The sequence below is a fragment of the Deltaproteobacteria bacterium genome, from assembly GCA_012522415.1.
GTDB lineage: Bacteria > Desulfobacterota > Syntrophia > Syntrophales > JAAYKM01 > JAAYKM01.
Window position 1 is genome coordinate 1 of sequence record JAAYKM010000012.1, and the last position, 21,598, is coordinate 21,598.

General features: G+C 51.5%; 21 protein-coding genes and 1 pseudogene. 8 read left to right on the forward strand and 14 right to left on the reverse strand.

Annotated elements, in window-relative coordinates; all coding sequences use genetic code 11:
- Positions 1 to 327: 327 nt before the first annotated feature.
- From GX147_00955 to GX147_00975, 5 genes are all read right to left on the reverse strand, one after another.
- Positions 328 to 3,417 (reverse strand): MMPL family transporter, encoded by a 3,090-nt coding sequence (locus tag GX147_00955; GenBank protein ID NLN59279.1) that lies wholly within the window; start codon positions 3,415 to 3,417, stop codon positions 328 to 330.
- A gap of 13 nt (positions 3,418 to 3,430) precedes the next feature.
- A complete protein-coding gene (locus tag GX147_00960) occupies positions 3,431 to 4,561 on the reverse strand; it encodes an efflux RND transporter periplasmic adaptor subunit (GenBank protein NLN59280.1) in 1,131 nt (376 codons plus the stop codon).
- A gap of 45 nt (positions 4,562 to 4,606) precedes the next feature.
- Entirely contained in the window at positions 4,607 to 6,097 is a 1,491-nt protein-coding gene (locus tag GX147_00965; protein NLN59281.1) for an efflux transporter outer membrane subunit, read from the reverse strand.
- Positions 6,098 to 6,121: 24 nt separating this feature from the next.
- Positions 6,122 to 6,730, reverse strand: a complete 609-nt coding sequence (locus tag GX147_00970) for a TetR/AcrR family transcriptional regulator (GenBank protein ID NLN59282.1) — start codon at positions 6,728 to 6,730, stop codon at positions 6,122 to 6,124.
- 817 nt (positions 6,731 to 7,547) lie between these two features.
- Complete coding sequence (locus tag GX147_00975) at positions 7,548 to 8,342, reverse strand: alpha/beta hydrolase (GenBank protein ID NLN59283.1); 795 nt, start codon at positions 8,340 to 8,342, stop codon at positions 7,548 to 7,550.
- 227 nt (positions 8,343 to 8,569) lie between these two features.
- Here GX147_00975 and GX147_00980 point away from each other — a divergent pair, with 227 nt between their 5' ends.
- Positions 8,570 to 9,181: a hypothetical protein gene (locus tag GX147_00980; protein NLN59284.1), complete on the forward strand. Its 612-nt coding sequence runs from the start codon at positions 8,570 to 8,572 to the stop codon at positions 9,179 to 9,181.
- A gap of 72 nt (positions 9,182 to 9,253) precedes the next feature.
- Here GX147_00980 and GX147_00985 read toward each other — a convergent pair whose 3' ends face one another.
- Entirely contained in the window at positions 9,254 to 10,459 is a 1,206-nt protein-coding gene (locus tag GX147_00985; protein ID NLN59285.1) for a radical SAM protein, read from the reverse strand.
- A gap of 60 nt (positions 10,460 to 10,519) precedes the next feature.
- Positions 10,520 to 11,473 (reverse strand): prenyltransferase, encoded by a 954-nt coding sequence (locus tag GX147_00990; GenBank protein ID NLN59286.1) that lies wholly within the window; start codon positions 11,471 to 11,473, stop codon positions 10,520 to 10,522.
- 399 nt (positions 11,474 to 11,872) lie between these two features.
- On the opposite strand from GX147_00990, the gene GX147_00995 reads away from it, so the two are divergent.
- From GX147_00995 to GX147_01025, 7 genes are all read left to right on the forward strand, one after another.
- Entirely contained in the window at positions 11,873 to 12,145 is a 273-nt protein-coding gene (locus GX147_00995; GenBank protein ID NLN59287.1) for an HU family DNA-binding protein, read from the forward strand.
- A 180-nt stretch (positions 12,146 to 12,325) separates the two neighbouring features.
- Complete coding sequence (locus GX147_01000) at positions 12,326 to 12,544, forward strand: hypothetical protein (GenBank protein NLN59288.1); 219 nt, start codon at positions 12,326 to 12,328, stop codon at positions 12,542 to 12,544.
- A gap of 208 nt (positions 12,545 to 12,752) precedes the next feature.
- The gene (gene trpS, locus GX147_01005; GenBank protein NLN59289.1) at positions 12,753 to 13,715 is read left to right on the forward strand and encodes a tryptophan--tRNA ligase; all 963 of its coding nucleotides are present in this window, start codon (positions 12,753 to 12,755) and stop codon (positions 13,713 to 13,715) included.
- Positions 13,716 to 13,781: 66 nt separating this feature from the next.
- Positions 13,782 to 14,504, forward strand: a complete 723-nt coding sequence (locus GX147_01010; GenBank protein NLN59290.1) for a segregation/condensation protein A — start codon at positions 13,782 to 13,784, stop codon at positions 14,502 to 14,504.
- Between the two features lie 48 nt (positions 14,505 to 14,552).
- On the forward strand, positions 14,553 to 15,074 hold the full coding sequence (scpB, locus tag GX147_01015) for an SMC-Scp complex subunit ScpB (GenBank protein ID NLN59291.1): 522 nt from the start codon (positions 14,553 to 14,555) through the stop codon (positions 15,072 to 15,074).
- A gap of 3 nt (positions 15,075 to 15,077) precedes the next feature.
- Positions 15,078 to 15,815: an rRNA pseudouridine synthase gene (locus GX147_01020; GenBank protein ID NLN59292.1), complete on the forward strand. Its 738-nt coding sequence runs from the start codon at positions 15,078 to 15,080 to the stop codon at positions 15,813 to 15,815.
- A gap of 160 nt (positions 15,816 to 15,975) precedes the next feature.
- The gene (locus tag GX147_01025; GenBank protein NLN59293.1) at positions 15,976 to 16,254 is read left to right on the forward strand and encodes an integration host factor subunit beta; all 279 of its coding nucleotides are present in this window, start codon (positions 15,976 to 15,978) and stop codon (positions 16,252 to 16,254) included.
- Positions 16,255 to 16,389: 135 nt separating this feature from the next.
- Here the strand turns inward: GX147_01025 and radC are convergent, their stop codons facing one another.
- From radC to GX147_01060, 7 genes and pseudogenes are all read right to left on the reverse strand, one after another.
- Positions 16,390 to 17,076: a DNA repair protein RadC gene (radC, locus tag GX147_01030; GenBank protein ID NLN59294.1), complete on the reverse strand. Its 687-nt coding sequence runs from the start codon at positions 17,074 to 17,076 to the stop codon at positions 16,390 to 16,392.
- Between the two features lie 107 nt (positions 17,077 to 17,183).
- Positions 17,184 to 17,777: a superoxide dismutase gene (locus GX147_01035; GenBank protein ID NLN59295.1), complete on the reverse strand. Its 594-nt coding sequence runs from the start codon at positions 17,775 to 17,777 to the stop codon at positions 17,184 to 17,186.
- Between the two features lie 150 nt (positions 17,778 to 17,927).
- Positions 17,928 to 18,752, reverse strand: coding sequence for a metal ABC transporter permease (locus tag GX147_01040; GenBank protein ID NLN59296.1), 825 nt, complete (start codon positions 18,750 to 18,752; stop codon positions 17,928 to 17,930).
- 15 nt (positions 18,753 to 18,767) lie between these two features.
- A complete protein-coding gene (locus tag GX147_01045; protein NLN59297.1) occupies positions 18,768 to 19,511 on the reverse strand; it encodes an ABC transporter ATP-binding protein in 744 nt (247 codons plus the stop codon).
- Entirely contained in the window at positions 19,508 to 20,344 is an 837-nt protein-coding gene (locus GX147_01050; protein NLN59298.1) for a zinc ABC transporter solute-binding protein, read from the reverse strand. Before GX147_01050 ends, GX147_01045 begins: the two co-directional genes overlap by 4 nt.
- A 1-nt stretch (position 20,345) precedes the next feature.
- On the reverse strand, positions 20,346 to 20,753 hold the full coding sequence (locus GX147_01055; GenBank protein NLN59299.1) for a transcriptional repressor: 408 nt from the start codon (positions 20,751 to 20,753) through the stop codon (positions 20,346 to 20,348).
- Between the two features lie 163 nt (positions 20,754 to 20,916).
- Positions 20,917 to 21,567, reverse strand: a pseudogene (locus GX147_01060) (2-oxoacid ferredoxin oxidoreductase).
- Between the last annotated feature and the right edge of the window lie 31 nt (positions 21,568 to 21,598).

The following is a 21,598-nucleotide window of genomic DNA, read 5'->3' on the forward strand; positions in this document are numbered from 1 at the left end:
AATACATCAGCGTGACCATTCATAAACATGTGAGCTCCAGCGAGGAAGTTGCCCGGATTTATGAATTGGCAGGAAAGGTGAGGGGGGTGGTTTGTCTCTAAACATAATTCTGGATAAATGTTGTCCATGCCCTGCCCCGTCTCCACAGGCCTATTGGAGCTCGTGTCGCTGATCTCTGCCAGCAAAATCAGACGGCCAATCAATCTGTAATTCTCTCAAGACAAAGCCATGGCCATGAAATATTTTTTGATGTTCTGGTTTACCGAATATCCGACTTTAGCGTTTCTTCTTCCACGTCATGCGCCCAGTCCGCAGTGAAACGGTTGGTTATACGCGGGGGGCTGTCATGATTTCCTCATGACTGTTCTCCTTAGCCTGTTGTTTTGCATGATCCGTCGCCAAAAGCATGTACATCGCCGGCACGACGAACAGGGTGAAAAGCGTGCCGATAGCAATGCCTGTGGCGATAACCAGGCCAAGGTTGTAACGGCTGGCAGCACCCGCGCCTGATGCCGTGATCAGGGGAACAACACCTAAAACCATGGCTGCGGTAGTCATAAGAATCGGCCGCAGGCGGATGGAAGCAGCATTCTCTATGGCCTCACGCTTGGAATGTCCCCGCCGTTGCAGATTGTTCGCAAATTCCACGATCAGGATTCCGTGCTTGCTGATCAGGCCGACCAAGGTAACGAGTCCCACCTGGGTGTAGATGTTAATGCTGGCGCCGCCGATTCCGAGGCTGATGAAGATCAGGGCGCCACAAATGGAAAGCGGAACGGAGACCAGGATGATGACGGGGTCACGGAAGCTTTCAAACTGGGCGGCCAGGGCAAGGAAGATGATGATCATGGCAAAGAAAAAAGTGACCATGAGGGCCGCCGATTCCTGGACAAATTGCCGTGACTGGCCGGCGTAGTCGATCGTATAGCCTTGGGGCAGGATACGTTCCGCCAGATTTTCCAAATAGCCCAGAGCCTGCCCCTGGGTTATGCCCGGACGGGGTACGCCGGAAAACATCGCTGCATTCTGTTGCTGAAAACGCTGAAGGGATTGCGGCACCGTCTTGGTCTCGATGTGAGCGACCGTGGAAACCGGCACGGGATTTCCACCGGCTGTACGAATGTAATAGTTGTTCAGTTGGTCCGTGTTCAACCGGTACCTTTGCTGGACTTGCGGGATAACCTTGTAGGACCGACCGGCAAGACTGAAAAAGTTGACATACCCTCCCCGGAGCATGGCCGACAGGGCGCCGCCGATATCATCCATCGTCAGGCCGAGTTGAGACGCCATGTCGCGGTCAATGACCAGCCTGGATTCCGGCAGGTTGTATTTGAGGTCTGAGTCGATGAACATGAACATGCCGCTTTCCTGAGCTTCCCTCAGAAATATTTCAGAGATCTCATTAAGACGCTCAAAAGGGTCGGTGGTGAGGATGGCAAGTTCGACCGGTAAGCCGTGGGCTCCCGGCAGGGAAGGCGGCTGGAAGGCTACGGTATTGAATCCGCTGACACCGGCGACTTCCTGCTGGACGACCGGTTGAAGATCACTTGCGGTTTTTTTCCGTTGGTCCCAGGGGTTCAACACCATGCCGGAGATGATGGCACCGGGGACATCGAGCTGGAATACCCCCCATGTCTCGGAATGCCTGGCGAAGGTTTGATAGATATCCTGAAAGTAGAGATGCCTCTGCTGCAGGGTCGAATTAGGTGCCGCCGTCGATGAGGTGATGATGATGCCCAGATCCTCCTGTGGGGCCAATTCCGATTTGGCTCCCGAATAGAGGAAATAGATACTGACCATGACGATGCAGGAAAAAATCACCGTGACCGGAACATAATTGAGTGTGCCATGCAAAAGGCGCTCGTAAAGGCCGCTCAATAGTCCGAATTTATGATTCAGCCAATTCACCAGGTGTGCCTGCCAGCCCTTTTGAGAGGCATCGGGGGCTTTAAGAAGGCGGGAACACAGCATCGGAGAGAGGGTCAGGGCGACAATGGCGGAAATGCTGACTGTCCCGACCAGGGTAAAGGCAAACTCCGTAAACAAAGCGCCCGTGAGACCACCCATGAATCCGATGGGGATGAAAACCGCGACCAGGACGATCCCCATGACCACGATGGGTTTTGCGAGCTCCCGTGCTGCGATGATGGCCGCTTCCAGGGGAGGCTTCCCCTCATCCAGGTGTCGGTCTACGTTCTCCACGATGATGATGGCGTCATCTACCACCAGCCCAATCGCCAGCACCAGGGCCAGTAGGGTCAGCAGGTTGACGGTAAAACCAAAAACAAGCATGAAAGTAAACGCCCCGATCAAAGACAGGGGGATGGCGACGACAGGGATAAAAACGGACCTGAACGAACCGAGAAACAGAAAAACGACCAGGGTCACGATCAAAAGCGCTTCGGCTAGGGACTTGACGACTTCGTTGATCGAGCTGTTGACAAACAGACTGGCGTCATAGCCGACAGTTTGTGTCAAGCCCTCCGGCAGTTGCTCCTCAATCTGCCGGAGTACGACGTACACATCCTGGATGACATCGAGAAGGTTGGCTGTGGGGGCGATCTTGATTCCGATGTAGACAGCCTTCTTGCCATCCAGATAGACTTGGGAGTCGTAATCCTCAGCCCCGAGCGAGACGGTCCCGACATCCTTGAGCCGTATTATCGCCCCGTTATCCTGCTTGACGATCAAATCACGAAATTCCTCAAGGGAAACGAGGTTTGTCGACGCGGTCAGGTTGACTTGAACCATCTGTCCCTTGGTCCGCCCGATAGCGGACAGATAATCGTTTTTAGCCAGGGCGTTCCAGACATCGGCGGCGGTTAGATTGTAGGCGGCGAGTTTTTCCGGATTCAGCCACGCACGGAGGGCAAACAGTTTTTCTCCGAAGATTTCCGCTCTCTGGACACCCGGGACCGCCTGTAGCTGCGGTTGTACCACACGCAACAGGTAGTCCGTAATGTTGTTCGCCGGCAGGGTGTCACTTTCGTATCCAAGGTACATGGATGCAATGGTTTCGCCGACCTCCACATCGATGACGGGTTGCTCGGCATCTGGTGGAAGCTTGTTGATGACGGCGTTGACTTTGGTGTTGATTTCCGTCAGGGCTTTGCCGGAATCGTAATTGAGAACCAGGTTGGCGGTGATCATGCTGAAACCCAGCGTGCTGGACGAGGTCATGTAGTCGATACCTTCGGCCTGGGCGATGGAATTTTCCAGGGGCGTGGTGATAAATCCAGCGACTGTGTCGGCATCGGCTCCCGTATAAGTGGTGCTGACCGTGACGACGGCATTCTCTGTCTGCGGATATTGCCGAATAGATAAAAGATCCAAGGAACGTATACCCAAAGCGAGAATCAGAAGGCTGACGACACTGGCCAGCACTGGCCTGCGGATGAAAATATCGGTAAAATTCATGGATATACCCCGTTTAGTTGTCTACAGGAGTGGGTGCCGGATCGTTCGTTGGATGAATCTTGTTGTTGATCAGGATCGGCGTGCCGTTACGCAGTTTGATCTGTCCTGATGTCACGACCAGGTCTCCTTCTTCAATTCCTTCAAGAATGGAAATCTGGTCGCCCCGGGTTTCTCCGGTCTTGACGAATCGTTGCATGGCCACCAGATTGGGTTCCCCCTCGGGATCCTTGCCTTTTTCTACAGCCAGATAAACGACGCTCCCGTAGGGATTGTAGACAACGGCAGTCTGGGGCATGGTGATGAAACGTTCGGATTTGCCCGTTTCAATTAGGGTGGTGGTGAACATGCCCGGCAGGAGCTGCTGTTTTGGGTTTCGGACAGTTGCCCGGATGGCTGCATTACGGGTACTCGTGTCGACCTTGGGATCTATGGCTGAGATGATGCCTTTAAAAACATGTTCTGGATAGGCATCCGTCCGGACCTCCACTTGCTGTCCGACGGTGATCCGGTTGATGTCCTTCTGCGGGAGAAAAAAATCTACATATATGGGGTCGAGGGTCTGGAGGGTGACGATCTTCATCCCCGGATTCAGATACTGTCCCAGGTCGGCCATGCGGATACCCAGACGCCCGTCGAAAGGAGCCCGAATAGCTTTCTTGTCTACCAGAGCCTGCTGTTCCGAAACCTGCGCTTCCGCCCGTTGCAGGTCCGCCAGATCTGCATCCAAGGCGGCCTGGCTGACGATCTGTTCTTTAAATTGTTCCTGGTCCCTCAGGTAATTTTTCCTGGCCAACTCCAGGGTGGCTTTGAACGATTTCAGTTTAGCGATATCAGATTGGGCATCCATTTCCAAAAGAAGTGCTCCTGCCTGGACCATCTCGCCGGATTGAAAGTAAATCCGGGAGACGATACCGCTGACCTCGGGTGCCAGGTCCGCCCCGCGGAGCGCCTTCAAGGTCCCGACCGCTTGCAGGCGTGGTTGCCATGCTTGGGTCGTGGCTTTCATTGCCGATACGGTTTGAGGTGGAGGCCCCTGAGTGGCCATGGCCTTTTGCATCATGTACCCCGTGAATGCCTTGTAACCGAAAATTCCTCCGAATGTTACAGCAACCAGAATCAGCATAATGATCATTCGCTTGGTCATGATCGATCTCCTTTATAAGGATGGCGGCATTTGCGCCGTTGAATCTTATTCTTTTTCTGAATCCGTATGGTTTAGTACTTCTGGACGGTTCCACCAGCCCCCGCCCAGCGCTTGAAACAGGGCGGCCGTATCCGCGTATCGTACGGCCCGTGCCTCGATCAAGGCTGCCTGAGCACGGTAGTAGTTCCGCTCAGCGACAAGCAGGTAGAGGTAATCAACCGCCCCAAGGCGAAATTGTGTCTCCGCAAGTGTCAGGGTGGCTCTTGCCGCCGTTTCGGCTTCCGCCTGCGCTTTCAGCGTTCGGGCGTCCGTTTCCAGGGAGCGTAGCACGTCCGCCACATCCTGAAATCCCTTGAGGACGGTTTGGCGGTACTGCGCCGCCGCTTCTTCGAAAGCGGCAATGGCGGCACGACGCTTGGCCGTCAATTCACCTCCATGGAACAACGGCTGCAGGAGTCCCGCGCCGATATTCCAGACAATGCTTGGGCTGCTGAACAGGTTATGAGTATGAAGGGCCTCTGTGCCATAGCTGCCTGACAATGTTATTCGAGGATAGAGATTCGCCGTGGCCACGCCAACCTCGGCACAGGCCTGGTGCAAAATGGATTCGGCGGCGCGGATATCGGGACGTTGACGGGCAAGAGCCGATGGCAGGCTGACGGGAAGATCCTCCGGCAAGTTCAGTTTGTCGAGGGAAAAATCCGCAACATAACCTTCACCCGGCAGTTGCCCCACAAGCACCGCAAGGGCGTGACGCGTGAGGGCCAATTCCTTTTCCAGTGGCGGCAGGGCTGCCCGCGTAACCGCCACCTCCGCCTGCTGGGCTAGGACGGATATTCTGGCGGCACCGCCTAGCTCGAACTGCCGGTTTATGAGCGCAAATTGTGTTTCCTGGGCTTTGAGAATTGCCTTTGTTGTCACAATCTGGTCCCGGAGGGCTGCTTCACGAATTGCCGTGGTGACGATGTTCGCGGTGAGGGTCAGGTAAACGGCTTCGTACTGGTACCGCTGATAATCGACCAATGCCCGCAGAGCCTCGAGGCGGCGCCGTGACCCTCCAAAAATATCCAGAGTATAGGAAACATGTACGGAGGCGTTGTAAAGATTGAAGGTGTTGCTGGTACCGCCGTTTGTGTAGGCAGAGGTTCGCTGCCGTCCGCCATAAAGACCCGTATCAAATGCGGGAAACAAAAGGCCACCCTGCGCGGCTCGAAGATTTTCTTCTGCCTTGCGGAGAGCCGCCTGGGCCGCCGCGAGAGTTGGGCTTTTCGCTAAAGCCTGTTTAATCAGCCTGTCCAGTTCCGGTGAGCGGAAAAGCGTCCACCATTGGTCGGAAACGTCTTCGGTGAAAGCGAAACGCTGAGCCTGACCGCTCTGTGTGTCTATGGCCACCGTTTCAGGGGATAGTGGCGATGGCGTGTAGTGTTCGGGGGATGCGAGTTCCGGTGTACGAAAATCAGGACCAACGGCGCATCCCGCCGTCAGCATAACGATCATCGTGGCAAGCAAGATTCTCTTGAGCAAAAAACCGTCCATAATTTTTCCTGTGTGCATCCTCATTTACGTTAAGTGAACCGATGGCTTCGGATCAACCAGGATCATGCGCACCGCATCCCGGATTTCCAAATGTTTTACATGCATCTCGGTTCTGTTGGCCAGAAAATGATCGACCATCGCCCCGTGACAACTGCTGGCAAAAAGGAGTTTGGCCGCGGATATTGCGTTGATGCCTGCTGAAATACGTTTTATGCTTTGCTCCGCCATCAGATAAGCGGCGAGAATGTTGATGCTGCGGTCAGGTCCTATTTGACGTTCACGGACGATTTCCCGAATCCGATTTCGCAATTTATAATCGGAAAATACCGCGCAAATAATTGGGATTGCACGATAATGTGCCTCGTAAGCTATTTCCAGAACCCGTGTGAGATTCTCCTCCACCGTATTTTGTCCGACCAGAGAGGGGAGGCTGTCCAAGGTTTCGTGCAAATTTCGCAACCGGTGGAAAACGACTTCGTGGATCAACTCCGCCTTGTCCCGGAAATAATGGTAGAGGAGCCCTTCGGATACACCGGCCTGCTTGGCGATAACCCGGGTCGTGGAACGGACCAGGCCATTCTCCTGTAACAGAAAATCGGCTGCGGCAATGAGCTTGTGTTGGGTTTCGTTCATCAGTTTGTGCTTTACAACAGAGTATCACGTTCAGCAAAATAAGGGATGACCAAGCCCGAGGACACATTTTGAACAATTGATCAACTCTGTTAAACAAATGGTCATAAATTGTCAAGCGCATTATTTTCAGGCAAAGGAAATTGTTTTGTCAGTATGACCGCATGCAGGTCACAAATTTGCGCACCATTTGACTTTTTTCGGAAAAACCACCATGCGACGCCCTGGCGATGGAAATGGTCCAAAAGGAGGAATGGCCATTGAACCGATCTTCGGCCACCTCGAACAGGACCATCGTCTCCGGTGCCATTACCTCAAGGAAACCGAAGACGACCAGATCAACGCTCTGTTGGCCGGTTGCGGTTTCAATCTGAGGAAGCTTCCCCAGAGCTTTCTTTTGAGTCCTTTTCAAAGAGCGCTTTGGCGGTCACTTCTGGGCCATCAAGAACCTCTTGCTAACCCCCTTAAACGCCTGCTCCGTCGAAAATCGCGTTTTTCAGGGATAACCAATTATCCCGGACGGCAGGGGAAAAATGTCTATCCTGATTCCTGCGATGGCCGTCAATTACGGTCGTATGTCGTGATGGCAAGAGCATGTTCAGAACGCCTATACGCCTGTAATCACATAACGATGGTTTGGTGACTGTAAAAATTGCGTCTAAGGCAAAGACGTATAAACTGCCGATCAATAGATGCAGTGCGCCTATCGACTGCTCTACTCAAGAGGCACGGGGGGTGAAATATCGGGTCTGCGCTAAACACTCTCTAAGCGAAGCACTCGGTGACGGTTCATAAGGTCTTGCAGGTTTTTTGGCCCCGGTCAAGTTGCCGAAATGAAAGTATCGACGGCGTCCATATACCTTTTCAATCCCCCTATCAGTAGATCGTTATGACCGGCCCGGGGAATGAAACACACCCTTTTGAGCGGGGCGCCGGAAAGTTCGTAGAGACTCCGGCCTTCCCCGACAGGGATTATTTCGTCTTCTTCGCCATGAATAATGAGGGTGGGGATTTTTATTGCCCCTATCTTGATGTCGTTGCCAAATCCTACCGGTTCCAGATCATCCTCAAGGAGGTGCGTCATACCGATTCGTCGCAGTTGGTTGCGGGCCGAGGCGAAGCCGCTCTCCACGATCAATCCCGCCAACTGTTTTGAATGGCGATAAGCTATCTCGATAGCCGGAGCACTGCCCAGAGAGCGCCCCATCACGTAATGCCTTCCGGTAAATCGCCGTTCGGAAAGAAAGCCCGAAAATCCCCGGAAAAGCGGATGGGCGTCCCGTATCATGGCGCCGGGGGTTGGGTCCCCGCTGCTCATGCCGTATCCCCGGTAGTCTGTTACAAACAGGTTCAGGCCGAGTTCCCGGTACATTGGGGCTACGAAATCATAATCGGAGGCTATTTCTCCATTGCCGTGGAAATAAATAATGTTCGGCGCCTCTTCCCCAAAAGGGTAGAATCGGCAACCGATCTCCACCCCCGGTTCTACCTCAATAAAATGATTGAAGGTCCTTGGGTTTGTTGAGTCCGCGATAAACTCACGGCGAGGGAATAACAGCCTTCGGGTGATTTCCGGGTGGTCATAAAGCCGCAATCCCTTTTCAAAATCGGTCATAATCTTGTTACCATGAAACGTGATGGATTTCGCTTCCGCCTACCTTGCATATCACACTTCATCCCTTCCATTCAACAGGGACTCCGGCGACAAAAAAGTGCCAAAAAGTGTTGACAAATAGTTCCGGACACGAATATGAAATGTAGCGGTGGTAAACACGGATGGTGAAGCTTGGAGTAAAATCCCTTCTAAATCCGTGTTATTGTTAATAATTAGGAGGAGAGGGCATGTTGGAGCTTGAAAAGGCACGTATGGTGGGAAGGGGGAAGCATCGAGCCTGTTATGCGCATCCGCATGACGGGAATCTTTGCGTCAAGGTGCTTCTTCCGCAGAAATCCAAGACACCCTTGATCGAGGCGGCCCGCGAGGTTGCTTACTATGACCTGCTTGAAAAAAGGGGCGTCCCCTGGACCATGCTGCCGAAGTATCACGGGGAAATACCAACCAGTCGCGGTCGGGGGTTTGTTTTTGACATGATTCGGGATCACGACGGTGGCGTATCCCGCACCCTTGGTCATTATCTGGCTTCGTCCGAGGATACGGACAGATATGCCGAACCACTGGGAAAGGCCTTCGATCGCCTAAAGGACTATTTGCTAGAATGGCGGATTGTTACGATGACGCTCAAGGCCAAAAACATTCTTTGCCAGAAAATCCGTGAAGATGAGGTGAAGCTGGTCGTTGTGGACAACATCGGCACCTCCGATTTTATTCCGGTCAGCAAGTACATCGATTTCCTGGCGGAAAGAAAAATACGGCGAAAGTGGCGGCAGTTTGAAAGGGATTTACGAAAAACGTACCCTAAAAATGCCCTCGTGCAGCGGAAATTCAAGCCCTGACAGGTCTGTGGGGTGTCATTATCCACTCCGAATCACCCCGTACGCCCTGCTGGACAATCTGATGTTGATCGGCTAGGATGTTCCGGAATCCCGGATGAAGCAGCGGGGATCTTCGGCGAGATAATCTCCGCTGTAGGCCAGGGCTCTGCCTCGGCACCCTCCACAAATTGTACGGTACCGACAGTCACCGCAAAGCCCCTTCAGCATATTTTCTCGATTTCTCAGGTTGCGAAACACGCTGGAGGTTTCGTAGATGGACTTAAAAGACTCCATCCTCACGTTGCCGCCGCTGATTTCAACAAACGGGCAGGGCCAGACATCGCCGTTGGCCTTCACGTAGGCAAACCCGCGGCCTGCGGCACAACCATGGAAGACCTGCTCCGCCACCCGCCTCCATAGTCCGTTGGTACACTGCTTTTTTTCCAGAAGATATGGCCAGTACTGGGGACCCGCGACCGGTTCAACGATGGCCCCGCAGTTTTTCTGCTTCCGGGAAATCAATTCGCTCAATTGCCTGTTCGCGGATTTTTTCAGGGTGGCCTTCTCGATTCTTTCGCCCCGACCGACGGCAACCAACTGGTACATCAGCATGATTCCTCCGTCGATTCGGTCCACGAACTCAATGAGATCCCCCAAGTCTGGCATGTTGTATTCCATCGCCGTGGTGTTGATCTGTACGAGGATTCCCGCTTTTCTTGTGGCTTCGATTGCCCGCTGAACCAAGTTGAAGGCATCGGGTGAGTTCCGGATAAAATTATGGCGTTCAGGATTTGGCGAATCGAGGCTGATGGCGTTACACACCACACCGTGCTCTTTCAGTTTAACCGCCATTTCCTCATCGATAAGTGTACCGTTGGTGGCGATAATGTTGGCGAAGCCGACATTTTGTGAGTGGCGGAGGAGTTCGAAAATATCGGGGCGCACGAGAGGTTCCCCCCCCGTATAGACGAGGGAGCGGAAACCACTCACCTCGGCGATCTGATCGATGAGCTTTTTCCCCTCATCGGTGGTCAGTTCATCCGGACCGGGTTTGCCGCTTGTCGCATGGCAGTGGATGCAGGTCAGGTTACAGGCGGAGGTGACTTCCCATACGGGATGACCGGGATAGCCGATGCAACCCATTCCGGTGGCGCCATTGGAAACCGGGATGGAAGAGAAGGCATGACGGCAAAGCCACAGGGGAAATTTCTTCCAGCCGTTCAAGTAGGTCATGAGAAGAACGCTTCCCAATTGTCGTAACAGCAGCGACGGGGGATTAAAAAAAGATTTTACCGACATGCGATGATTAAGGAGGCCCATATACTTTGTACTCTCTCTATTTTATTATCATTTCAATGTTCAGGTCCAGGCGTAGATGAAGGCGGCGGTCGTGCCCAGATTTACGACGATATTCATTCCACAGAGAATTTCCAGGGTTTCAGGCTTTCTGTGCCAGCCCTTGCGAAGCAAAAGGATGATCAGCAGGGAAAAGAAAAAGACCGGCAGATAAACATGGAGCATTTTTGGGGGAACGCCGGCATGGATCGAGATAAAGGTCATGATCCATGCGGTGACGGAGACAGCGAGAAAGAGGACCAGGCCCTTTCCCTGCCCCAGCCGAACGAGGAGATTCTTTTTCCCGACGGCATGGTCGGCTGCATAATCGTGAAATTCATTCAGAAGAATAACGTTAAAAATTGTTAGCGCAATCGGTATGCTGATCCAATGAATCAGCGGATGGATAAATCCGGTTTGCAGATAGAAGGCTGTGGCGATGGGAAGCCATCCGAAACAGAAGGCGATAAAAAACTCACCGTAACCTCGTTCGACGAGCCGCACCGGTTTCGTGGAATAGAAGAAACCCGAAAGCCCCCCCAGGCAGCCGAGCAGCAGGGTGTACGGACCGGTGCCGCATCCGAACTGAAGAACCAGCCCCAGGGCCGCTGCCAAAAAAATGGATACGATGCTGGTTAATAAGGGTATCCGTCGGGGCAGTATCCCAGTCTGCATAATTCCGGATCCCCCGGCGAAACGACTTTTGAACTTTGCTTTCGAAAGCGCGTCTTCTCTGTGGTCGAAGTATTCTCCGGATTGGTAGGTCGACAGCAGGATAAAAAATACCGCCAGCACCCCAATAAAAAACACCGAATTCTTGAAGATGTCCTCTGTTTTCCAGGCCAGGTATGTCCCCAGGCAAAAGGGCAAAATGCCGACCGTATGAAAGGGAGGTCGGGAAAGGCTGATCCAGGCCAGGGTCTTTCCTGCGATTCGCCGGTGAAGGGTTGATCTTGTAAGATACGATGCTTTATCCATTTTCCGTAATAGACCCTGCCGCACTGTTGTCCTCTGCAAGAAAAGGGCAAGTCTTTTTATTTTAGGGAATGCATTGCGTTTCACGCCCTAGCACAAAGGCTGTCGGGTGTCAATTTTATGAAATACTTTTTTCTTGATGAACGCTTAAATTTGCTTGATTGTTGAATCCCTTTGTGGTAGCGGTACTGCAACACATGCCGTCTTCAGGCATGTTCCTGTCGTCGGTTCACTGTGATCATCTTGTGCATTTGCAGGTGGTGCCGGTTCAGTTTCAGGGTTGGATGTTGCAGATTTTGTCGTTATGCATCAGGTATGGCCAGAGGCAATTAGCTGGAGAGGGCGTCGTTTCAGGGGTATTGCTGGACATCATTAAAACCATCGAAAGGGGGAAGTGAAGGGATGACAAAGGCAGATCTGGTTTCGGTTATGGCGGAGGAGACGGGGATCACCAAGGCCGCGGCGGCAGATGCACTGGAAGTGTTTATGGAGACCGTAGCTCAGGAGCTGAAGAAGAACGGCAAATTCGGCTTGGTCGGATTCGGTTCATTCAGCGTGGTCAAGAGGAAGGCGAGGACAGGTATCAATCCTCAGACAAAAAAGCCGATCAAGATTCCGGCGAAAAAGGTCGTAAAATTCAGGCCCGGTAAGCAATTATCCGATAGAGTAAAATAACAAAAACGGGATGAGAAAAGGCCTCCGGAAGTTGACATCCGGGGGCTTTTTTTATGGAAATAAAGGGGACAGGGTAACGGTGATCAGGGCTGCCACGCATAAACCGCGTCAATAAGCGCGATCAGAACAGGTAATGGATGTGGCATCGTTGTGGCGGAACTGGGCGAAAGGGGTTGCTGGTTGGAAAGTTCCGGTTTTGAGGGAATGATTCCGATCGAGTCACGGAAAGTGGTGGACACCACCGGTGCGGAAGATGCGTTCGCCTCGGATTGCATTGCTTCGAGGCCGAGAAGTGCGGATGGATGCCCCGCAAGGCAGGCTTGCGGGGCATCGCGCCGCGGCCAAGATGGTTACGTCTTTAGGTGTGGCAGCAGGGTGGTTTCTGTGAGTCACGGGTGAGCTGCCAAATCAAATTCCCTCAATTTTGCCGGATGGATAGAGATTCCCCGGAGATCAGCCTCGTACGGGTCGTCCCTGATTGACATCATCAGGCGATTTTGTTATAGCTGCGCAAATTTCGTATGGATGTTTGTCTTCGCGGTTTGTTGCCGGGAGGTCCATATGCACAAGGAGCGTTTTTCAGGTGAGAAAAAGAATACTGAGCGGGATGAGGCCCACGGGGAAACTGCATCTGGGCAATTTGCAGGGTGCTCTGAAAAACTGGGTGGCACTTCAAAACGACGGTCACCACGACTGCTTTTATTTCATTGCAGACTGGCATGCCCTGACCAGTGATTACGGCAGTCCGGACCAGATTCGCGAGAACTCCCTGGACATGGTGATCAACTGGCTGAGCGTCGGCCTTGATCCGGAAAAAAGCACCCTGTTCGTTCAGTCGGCGATTAAGGAACACTCGGAATTGTATCTTTTGCTGGGAATGATGACCCCCCTGTCCTGGCTCCAACGCAATCCCACCTACAAGGAAATGAAAGAGGAACTGGCGGATAAGGACTTGGCCACTTACGGTTTTCTCGGCTACCCGGTTTTGCAGGCAGCGGATATCATCATCTATAAGGGGCAGGGGGTGCCGGTCGGTGTCGACCAGTTGCCCCATGTGGAGTTGACCCGGGAGATCGCCCGGCGGTTCAATTTTCTCTACGGAGAAGTCTTTCCGGTGCCGGATCCTTTGCTGACGGAAGTACCGAAACTTCTCGGTATCGACGGGCGCAAAATGAGCAAGTCCTACGGAAATTCAATTTACATCAGTGATGAAGGAGACGATTTGAGAAACAAGGTGTCGGCCATGTTTACGGATCCTCAGCGAATGCGTCGAAAGGATCCGGGCAATCCCGACGTCTGTAATGTGTACAGTTTCCATCGGATTTATTCGGAATACACGGAGGTGCAACAGATCGATCAAGACTGTCGTACAGCCGGGATCGGTTGTACGGACTGTAAGAAAAAACTGTATGAACGAATCCGTCTGGCCCTGCTGCCGATCCATGAACGACGGAATCATTATACGCAGCACCTGGATGACGTGTGGGATATCGTTGAAAAAGGAAATCAAAAAGCGTCTGTCGTCGCAAAGGCGACCATGGTCGAGGTGAGAGAGGCCATGAAGATCTGAGGCCATCATGGCCATGGTATCTTGGAGAAATATACGAGCCCCTTTAGGATTGATGGTCAGGTGCCTATGGATTATGAAATCAAACTCGACCAGTTTCAGGGGCCTCTGGATCTGCTGTTGTTTCTCATCCGAAAAAACAGGATCGATATTTGCGATATTCCAATCGCCCTCATTACGGAGCAGTATTTACAATATCTGGGGATCATCCGTTCCCTGAACCTTGACGAGGCTGGGGAATATTTGGTTCTGGCGGCCACTCTCCTCCAAATCAAGTCGCGGATGCTCTTGCCCGTTCCGGAAGGGGAGAAGGAGGAAGACGAAGGAGATCCCCGGCAGGAGCTTGTAAACAAGCTTTTGGAGTATCAGGTATTTAAAGAGGCGGCCTCGGCTTTGGAAACCCGGCCCGTTTTGGAACGGGACGTGTTCGAGCGCGGTTTTCACGAGGAGGATGCGCAAGGGGATCCTTCGGACGATGGGATCCTGATAGAAGCAGGCATATTTGATCTCCTGGAGGCTTTCCGGGAGGTGATCGAGGGTTCAGGCAAATCCGAATCGATGGAAATTGATTTGGAAAAAATATCTCTGGCCGACCGGATCAACGAGATCATGGACGTCCTGACAAAATGTCGGAGCCTCACGTTTGTCGAGTTTCTGGATTCCTCCGCCAGCAAGAGGCACATCATTTACACGTTTCTGGCCATTCTGGAATTAATAAAACTTCGGATGATCAAGGCGTTTCAGAATGAAACGTCCGGTGTTATCCGGATCTTTCTGGCCGTCGATGAGTGATGATATGAGCGCGAACCCCTTTTTGTGCATCGTCGGTGGAGTGGGATGATGGAAGGATTAAAGGCCGTCATCGAGGCGCTGATTTTTGCCTCGGACGTGCACATCAATCTTGACAGGCTGGCCGATGTACTGGAAGATGTGGACAGGAAGGACATTCGGGATTGTCTTCGCCGGCTGGTTCAGGAATATCAAGACGAAAGCAGGGGTTTCTGCATCGTTGAGGTTGCGGGGGGATACCACTTCCGGACGAAGCATGAGTGGTCTCCCTGGATCAAGAAGCTGAAAAAAGGAAAACCTGCATCGCTGACACCTGTTATGATGGAAACCCTTGCCGTCATTGCATACAGGCAGCCGGTCCTGAAAGCGGAAATCGACAAGATAAGGGGTGTTGATGCGGGGGGAGCGATCAGGAGGCTCCTCGAAAAAAAAATGGTCCGGATCGTCGGGCGGAAGGATGTTCCCGGAAAGCCGATCATTTACGGGACCACCCGACGTTTCCTGGAAGTTTTCAGCCTGAAGGATCTCTCCGAATTACCGACCCTTCGGGAACTGAAGGAATTGCAGGAATAAGACATGCAAGAACGTCTACAGAAAATTGTTTCACGATACGCCCAGGTTTCCCGACGGAAAGCGGAAGCCATGATTGCCGAAGGGCGGATCAGTTTGAATGGCGAGATCGTTTCCCGGATGGGTGTGAAGGCGGATCCGTTGAATGACACCATACGTCTCGACGGAAAACGCATTATTTCCGAGGGGACCCCGGTTTATATCCTCCTCCACAAGCCTTCCGGTTACGTGACCACACTCCGTGATCCGGAGAACCGTCCCGTCGTGACGGACCTGGTGAAAGGGGAGGGGGAGAGGCTTTTCCCTGTGGGACGCCTCGACTATGACTCCGAGGGCCTTCTTCTGATGACAAACGACGGAATGTTTGCCCAAAAAATTCAGCATCCGCGTTACGGTGTTCCCAAGCGTTACCGTGTCCGGGTGGAAGGTCACTTGACCGTTGAAGAGATAGGGCGGCTAAGGAAAGGCGTCCGCTTTGAAGACGGGTTTTTTCAGCCTCGTGATCTGCGCATTGAGAAGCGTAACGAAAGGAGCCTGTGGGTTTCTCTCACGATTTTCGAGGGGAAAAACCGGATGATTCGGAAAGGGTTTACTTCGCTCCGGCATGATGTGCAGAGGCTTGTACGGGTTGCCATTGGCGATGTGCAATTGGGAAGTCTGAGACGGGGCATGTATCGCCACCTGACGAAAAAAGAAATTGACTCCCTTTTATCCTTTTCCGGCCGCAGTGAAAAAATCGCATAATGAATGAAAAGAAATGCACACTTATCTGTGAAATTCGGAGAAATTTGTCTTGACTTTCAAGGCGAAAATCAATATAAGCCACCCAAAAAATAGCGTTATTTTCAGATGTTATTTAAAAGTCGGTTCCGGATAATGAAACGCGCTGTACTGAGGAGGAAGCATGAACAAATCCAGTTTGATTGAGGCGTTGAGCAGAAAGGAAAATCTGCCGGAGAAAAAAGCGAGTATTATTGTGAATCTGATTTTCAAAGGATTTACGGATGAACTGAAAAAAGGAGGTCGCATCGAAATTCGGGGATTCGGCAGTTTTGTCGTCCGGAACTATGGAGCCTATACCGGAAGGAATCCAAAAACGGGGAAAAATATCCAAGTTACACCCAAGAAACTGCCTTTTTTCAAAGTCGGTAAGGAATTGAAGGAAAGAGTCGATAGGGGGTGATCATTGCCCTTTCTTCCTTCTCCATAACAGCCAAGAAAAGGAGAGCCGCAAAAGGGCCTCCTTTTCTTGGCCTTCTATATGCAATAACGGCAATATATCGGAAGATGACCCCGTCAATTTTGCGGCCCGTTATTGTCAGCCAATCATCCCTTCCTCCCGGAAACTAAAAAACCTGTTTTCACCGACAATCAAATGGTCATGTACCAGAATATCCAATGCTTTGGCTGCCTCACGAATCGTATGGGTTAAACGGATATCCGCATCGGAGGGCTTTACTTGGCCGGAAGGATGATTGTGAACAAGGATGATTGCGGAAGCCTTGCGTTTCAAGGCGCTTTCCAGGACTTTTCGGGGATACACGATAGCCTGGTTAACGATTCCCTCTTCGATGACATCCATGTCTATCATGCGATTCTGGGCGTTCAGATAGATTACGCAGAAGCGTTCATCTTTGAGGCCTCCAAGGGCGGCGTTACAGAACTGGATCAACTCGGTCGTGCAGGAAATCTGGGTTTTCTCCCGGACTTTTTCTTTTAAATAACGGGTTCCCAGTTCACGAACCAACCTGATCAGAACGGCCGTATGGGATCCGATGCCCGGAACTTCCATAAGTTCTTCCCCGGGAGCGTCCATAATACCCTTCAGGGACGAAAAACGTAGTAATAGCGCTTTTGCCAGGGGCTTTACATCCTTACGGGGAATGGAATAAGATAAGAGCAATTCCAGAATTTCATAATCCTGCAATGTGCCTGGAGCCGTGGAGAGGTATTTTCCCTTAAGTCGTTGCCGGTGCCCATGATAGTGGGGTGACGGGGTTTTCATGTTATCGATTCCCCCCCGGAATGCAATGACATGCATATTTTAGCGGAACGGATGACGGCAAAATGTCATCGCCATCCGTTCCAAAACAAAACGATGCCGCCGGCTCCTCAATCGAGGCAGGAATTGACAAAGTCCCAATTGATCAATTTATCGACAAACGCCGAAAGATAGTCCCCTCGCCGGTTCTGATAATCAAGATAGTAAGCGTGTTCCCAGACATCCACCGTCAAAAGCGGCCTTTGGCCATGGGCGATTGGCGTATCGGCATTGCCCGTTTTAACGATCTTGAGGATGCCCCCTTCCTCCACAAGCCAGGCCCAGCCACTCCCGAACTGGCTGAGGGCCGCATTTTTAAATTCTTCGGCAAATTTGTCAAAGCTTCCCCATGTTGCATCAATTTTAGTGGCGATGGCCCCCGTCGGCTTACCTCCTCCCGCTGGGTTCATGCATTTCCAGTAGAAGGTGTGGTTCCACACCTGGGCGCAGTTGTTGAAAATGCCAATCTTTTCAGCGTTTCCTGCGGTATTACGGATGATGTCCTCCAGGGAAGCCGTTGCCATATCCGTATCGGCGAGGAGCCTGTTTGCATTATCAACGTATGTTTTATGGTGTTTCCCATAATGATATTCGATTGTGTTCTGGCTGATATAAGGCGCCAAGGCATCTTTTCCATAGGGTAAATCGGGGAGACTGATCACCATAATTGCATCCTCCTTTTGTTTTTTCCCAGTTTAGCAACAACTTAATTAAAAGCAAGGTCTAGTTGAATCGATCCTGTGATTTAGCAGGAGTGATATACGCCAATGCAGGGGCCCGTTTTGAGAGACCCATAGAGAGGGTATTCAGGGAAACTATCTTTTTGACGGTCCATGTATGCGGATACCGGAGATCTTGATGATTTTCAATAAGATGAGTACGAGAGTTCCGGTCATGACAATCGATGCGCCTGACGGCATTTCCCAGATATAGGAGATTTCCAGGCCGGACAGACATATACCGATTCCAATCAGCACGGAAAAAATCATGATTTTCCTGAAATTCGTTGACATTTCGGAAGCGATTGCCACAGGGATGGTAAGCAGGGCAATAACGAGAATAATGCCCACGACTTGAATCAGTATGACAATGGACAGGGCGATGAGAAACATGAGGCCCATTTTCAGCCTTCGTACCGGCAATCCCTTCGCAAGGGCATATTCCTCATCCAGGGCGATCGCTATAAAACCCTTATAAAAAATTGTCACCGCGGTAACAACGATCAAACAGAGACCTGAAACGATTTTCAAATCCGAATCCGTTACGGTCAGGATGTTGCCGAACAAGAAGCTCATCAAATCGGGGACAAACCCCGGGGTCATGGAGATGAAAAGAATTCCTGCGGCGACCCCTGCGGCCCAGAGGATTCCGATCAGGAGATCGTTTTTGTCGATTTTCATTCCCTCGTTGTAACCAATGAATAATGCCGCCAGGATGACGACCAGAGAGGCACCGTAAATGGGATTGAAACCAAGCCAGTAGGCCAGACCGAGACCCGCAAATGCCGTATGACTCAACCCTCCCGTAATGGAGGCAAGGCGTTTTGTCACAACGAAAGGGCCAATCATGCCGCAGACGATGCTGGCCAGGAGGCTTGCCCAGAGTGCGTTTTGAATGAAATCATATTGTAAAATATCCATCGTGATCTGAGACTTTCAATGCAGACGTAATAAGGTGTGTGGAATGCCATGCCCCAAAAGTTCGACGGGGCATCCATAAACCTTCTCCAGTGTATATCGGTCCAATTCGTTCTGGCTGTGGTAATAAAGCTCTCCGTTTACGCACGCGATATGCTTATATACCGACGCAAGGGGAGTTGGATCGTGTGTTATAACGACGATAGCCATTTCCCGGTTAATATTTTCAAGAAATTCGATCAGGCTGGTCTGAGAAGTGAAGTCGATCGATGTTGTGGGCTCGTCAAGAAACAGCACCTTGGGTTCGGAGACCAGCGCGCGCGCTATGAGCGCTCGCTGAACCTGTCCCCCCGAAAGTGTGTTCATTTCCTTGCGGCGCAACGCCCCAAGGTCCATTCGTTTCAATATGGCTTCCGTTGCCGAACGATCCTCCTTACGGTAGAAACGCAGATAATTATACCCGTGACATCGACCCGTCAGTACAAAATCAAAAACGGAAATAGGGAAGTTCTTGTTGAAGTTGGAAAACTGGGGGACATAGCCCAGCCGGGTCGCGACTGACGGATCGAACTGGATGGATCCCTCCCAGGGTTTCAAAATGCCCAGAATCAGTTTTATGAGGGTTGTTTTACCTCCGCCATTGGGACCGATGATCAGGATAAAATCTTCAGGGAAGATATCGAGACTCACCTTGCGCAGGACCGGGAGCTCATCGTAACCAAAGGACACGTCATGTATGCGAATAACCGGCTTATCATTCATGGTTTGAGAGCTACTTTCAGGATTGCCGAGAAATCATCGAGATTTTTCAGCCAATCCCGTTCAAGAGGATTGACTTTCACCACCTTCGCACCTATTTCCCGGGCAATGGCCGATGCACCTTTTTCATCAAATCCTTTCTGGATAAATATCGTTTTAATTCCTTTTTTTCGGGCGAGAGAAATCATTGCCCTGATGCGGGAAATATTCAAAGGCCTCCCCTCTTCCTCAATGGCCAGTTGTCGAATCCCATACTCTCTTGCGAAATAGCCCCATGCGGAATGGTAAACCATGAAGACATATCCGTTTTTTTTCATCAGTTTTTGTTTAATACGCCGATCCAGGGCATCGATATCCGTGAGAAAACTTCGGAGGTTTTCACGATAATAAGGGGTATTTGCCGGATCCGCTGATGAGAGGGCTCGATATATATTGGAAGCTGCGGCTTTGACGACAGCCGGTGAAAGCCAGATGTGCGGATCTTCTTTTAGGGTTTTCACGCCTGTGGACATGTCAACAACAGATATGTGCTTCCCATGATCCTGGAGAAAACGCTGGAAACGTATTTCAACTTCCAGATTCGGGGAGCCGATTTTAAAATAAAGCTCGGACCTCGACAGGTTGAGCAACTGCAGGGGAGTGGGGTCGAACGTTTCGGGACTGGCCCCCGGAGGTACCATGACCCGTATATCGACACGGTCGCCACCGATCCGTTCCACAAAATAGGCTTGAGGCAAAATCGTTACGGATACGATGATGCGGTCATCCGCCATAGAAGATTTGGGAACGATCGGAATGATGATCAACATCAAAACCAGGATAAAGTTTTTTATCAATCTATTTTTCTCCGTTTGCCTTGCAAAGATGGCAAAGTCCGCTGATATTGATACATTCCACTTCCAAATCGGAATGGTCAACCAACTTTTCCCATGATCCGGGGTTGCCCGTAAGACAGATCATCACGCCGCAGTGTCTGCAATTAAAGTGAGGGTGCGGGCTTTCATCCGGTTCCATCCGCTCATAATAGTGGGTACCCTTCTTCGATACAAACTCCAGGATGATTCCGTTTCGGGTGTATGACGATAGAATACGATAGACCGTTGTCCGGTTGACCTTTTGTTCATCCCGCAGCCGCCGGAAAATATCGTCGGCTGTCAGGGGCGTCTCCGCCTGGTCCAGGATACCAAGTACGGCCAGACGCTGGGCTGTTTTCTGGAGCCCCGCCTTTCTCAGCGTGATTTCCATTGGGATTTTCTTTTCCTGATTGGACATGGAAAACCGTATACAGAATATGCAACTTGTTTGCAAATTGATTTGCACATGGCCGCGTAGGGAAAAAGAAACGGTCTGGATGAAGAGAAGAATGCAGGGGTTCGATAAGCTTTTTTATAACCCACGATCCTATCGGTTAATCATGGTATCGCTTCAGCAGTGTTTCAATGTCTTTCTGGGTTGTGCGCCGGGTAAAGAGATTCCGGGGTGTGCGTGTCGGTCTGGTTTCGTCACGGAACAGAACACCGATGGCGATTCTGTCCTCCCAGAATTCGGCGATTCGGATCGCCTCCAGGGGGTCTGTCGTAGGTTCGACCTGGTATACCCGGTCACCGTACCACTGGTAGGTGTTGATTTTATTGAACGTCACACAAGGCAGAAGAATATCGACGACGGCTGTCCCCCTGAAGCGGATCGCTTCCATGATCACTTCCTTTAAGTGGTCTTTTTCCCTGGCGAACCCCCGGGCGACAAACGGCGCACCCATGACAAGGGCCAGGCTCAGAGGATGAAGGGGAGCGTTAGGGTTTCCATCCGGGGTCAGAGGGTTTTTGACGCTCAGGTCGGTTGTGGGGGAACTCTGTCCCTTGGTCAGGCCGTAAACCTGGTTGTTGGTGATCAGGATCGTAATATCCAGGTTTTTCCGGATCGTATGGAGAAAATGGTTTCTGCCCTCTCCGGATATGCAGACATCACCGGAAACGGCGATCACCGACAGAACCGGCCGTGCCTGTTTGATGCCCACGGCGAGGGGCACGGATCTGCCGTGTAGCCCATTGAAAGAATTGGTTTATAGATCTATAGGCATCGTCGCTCCC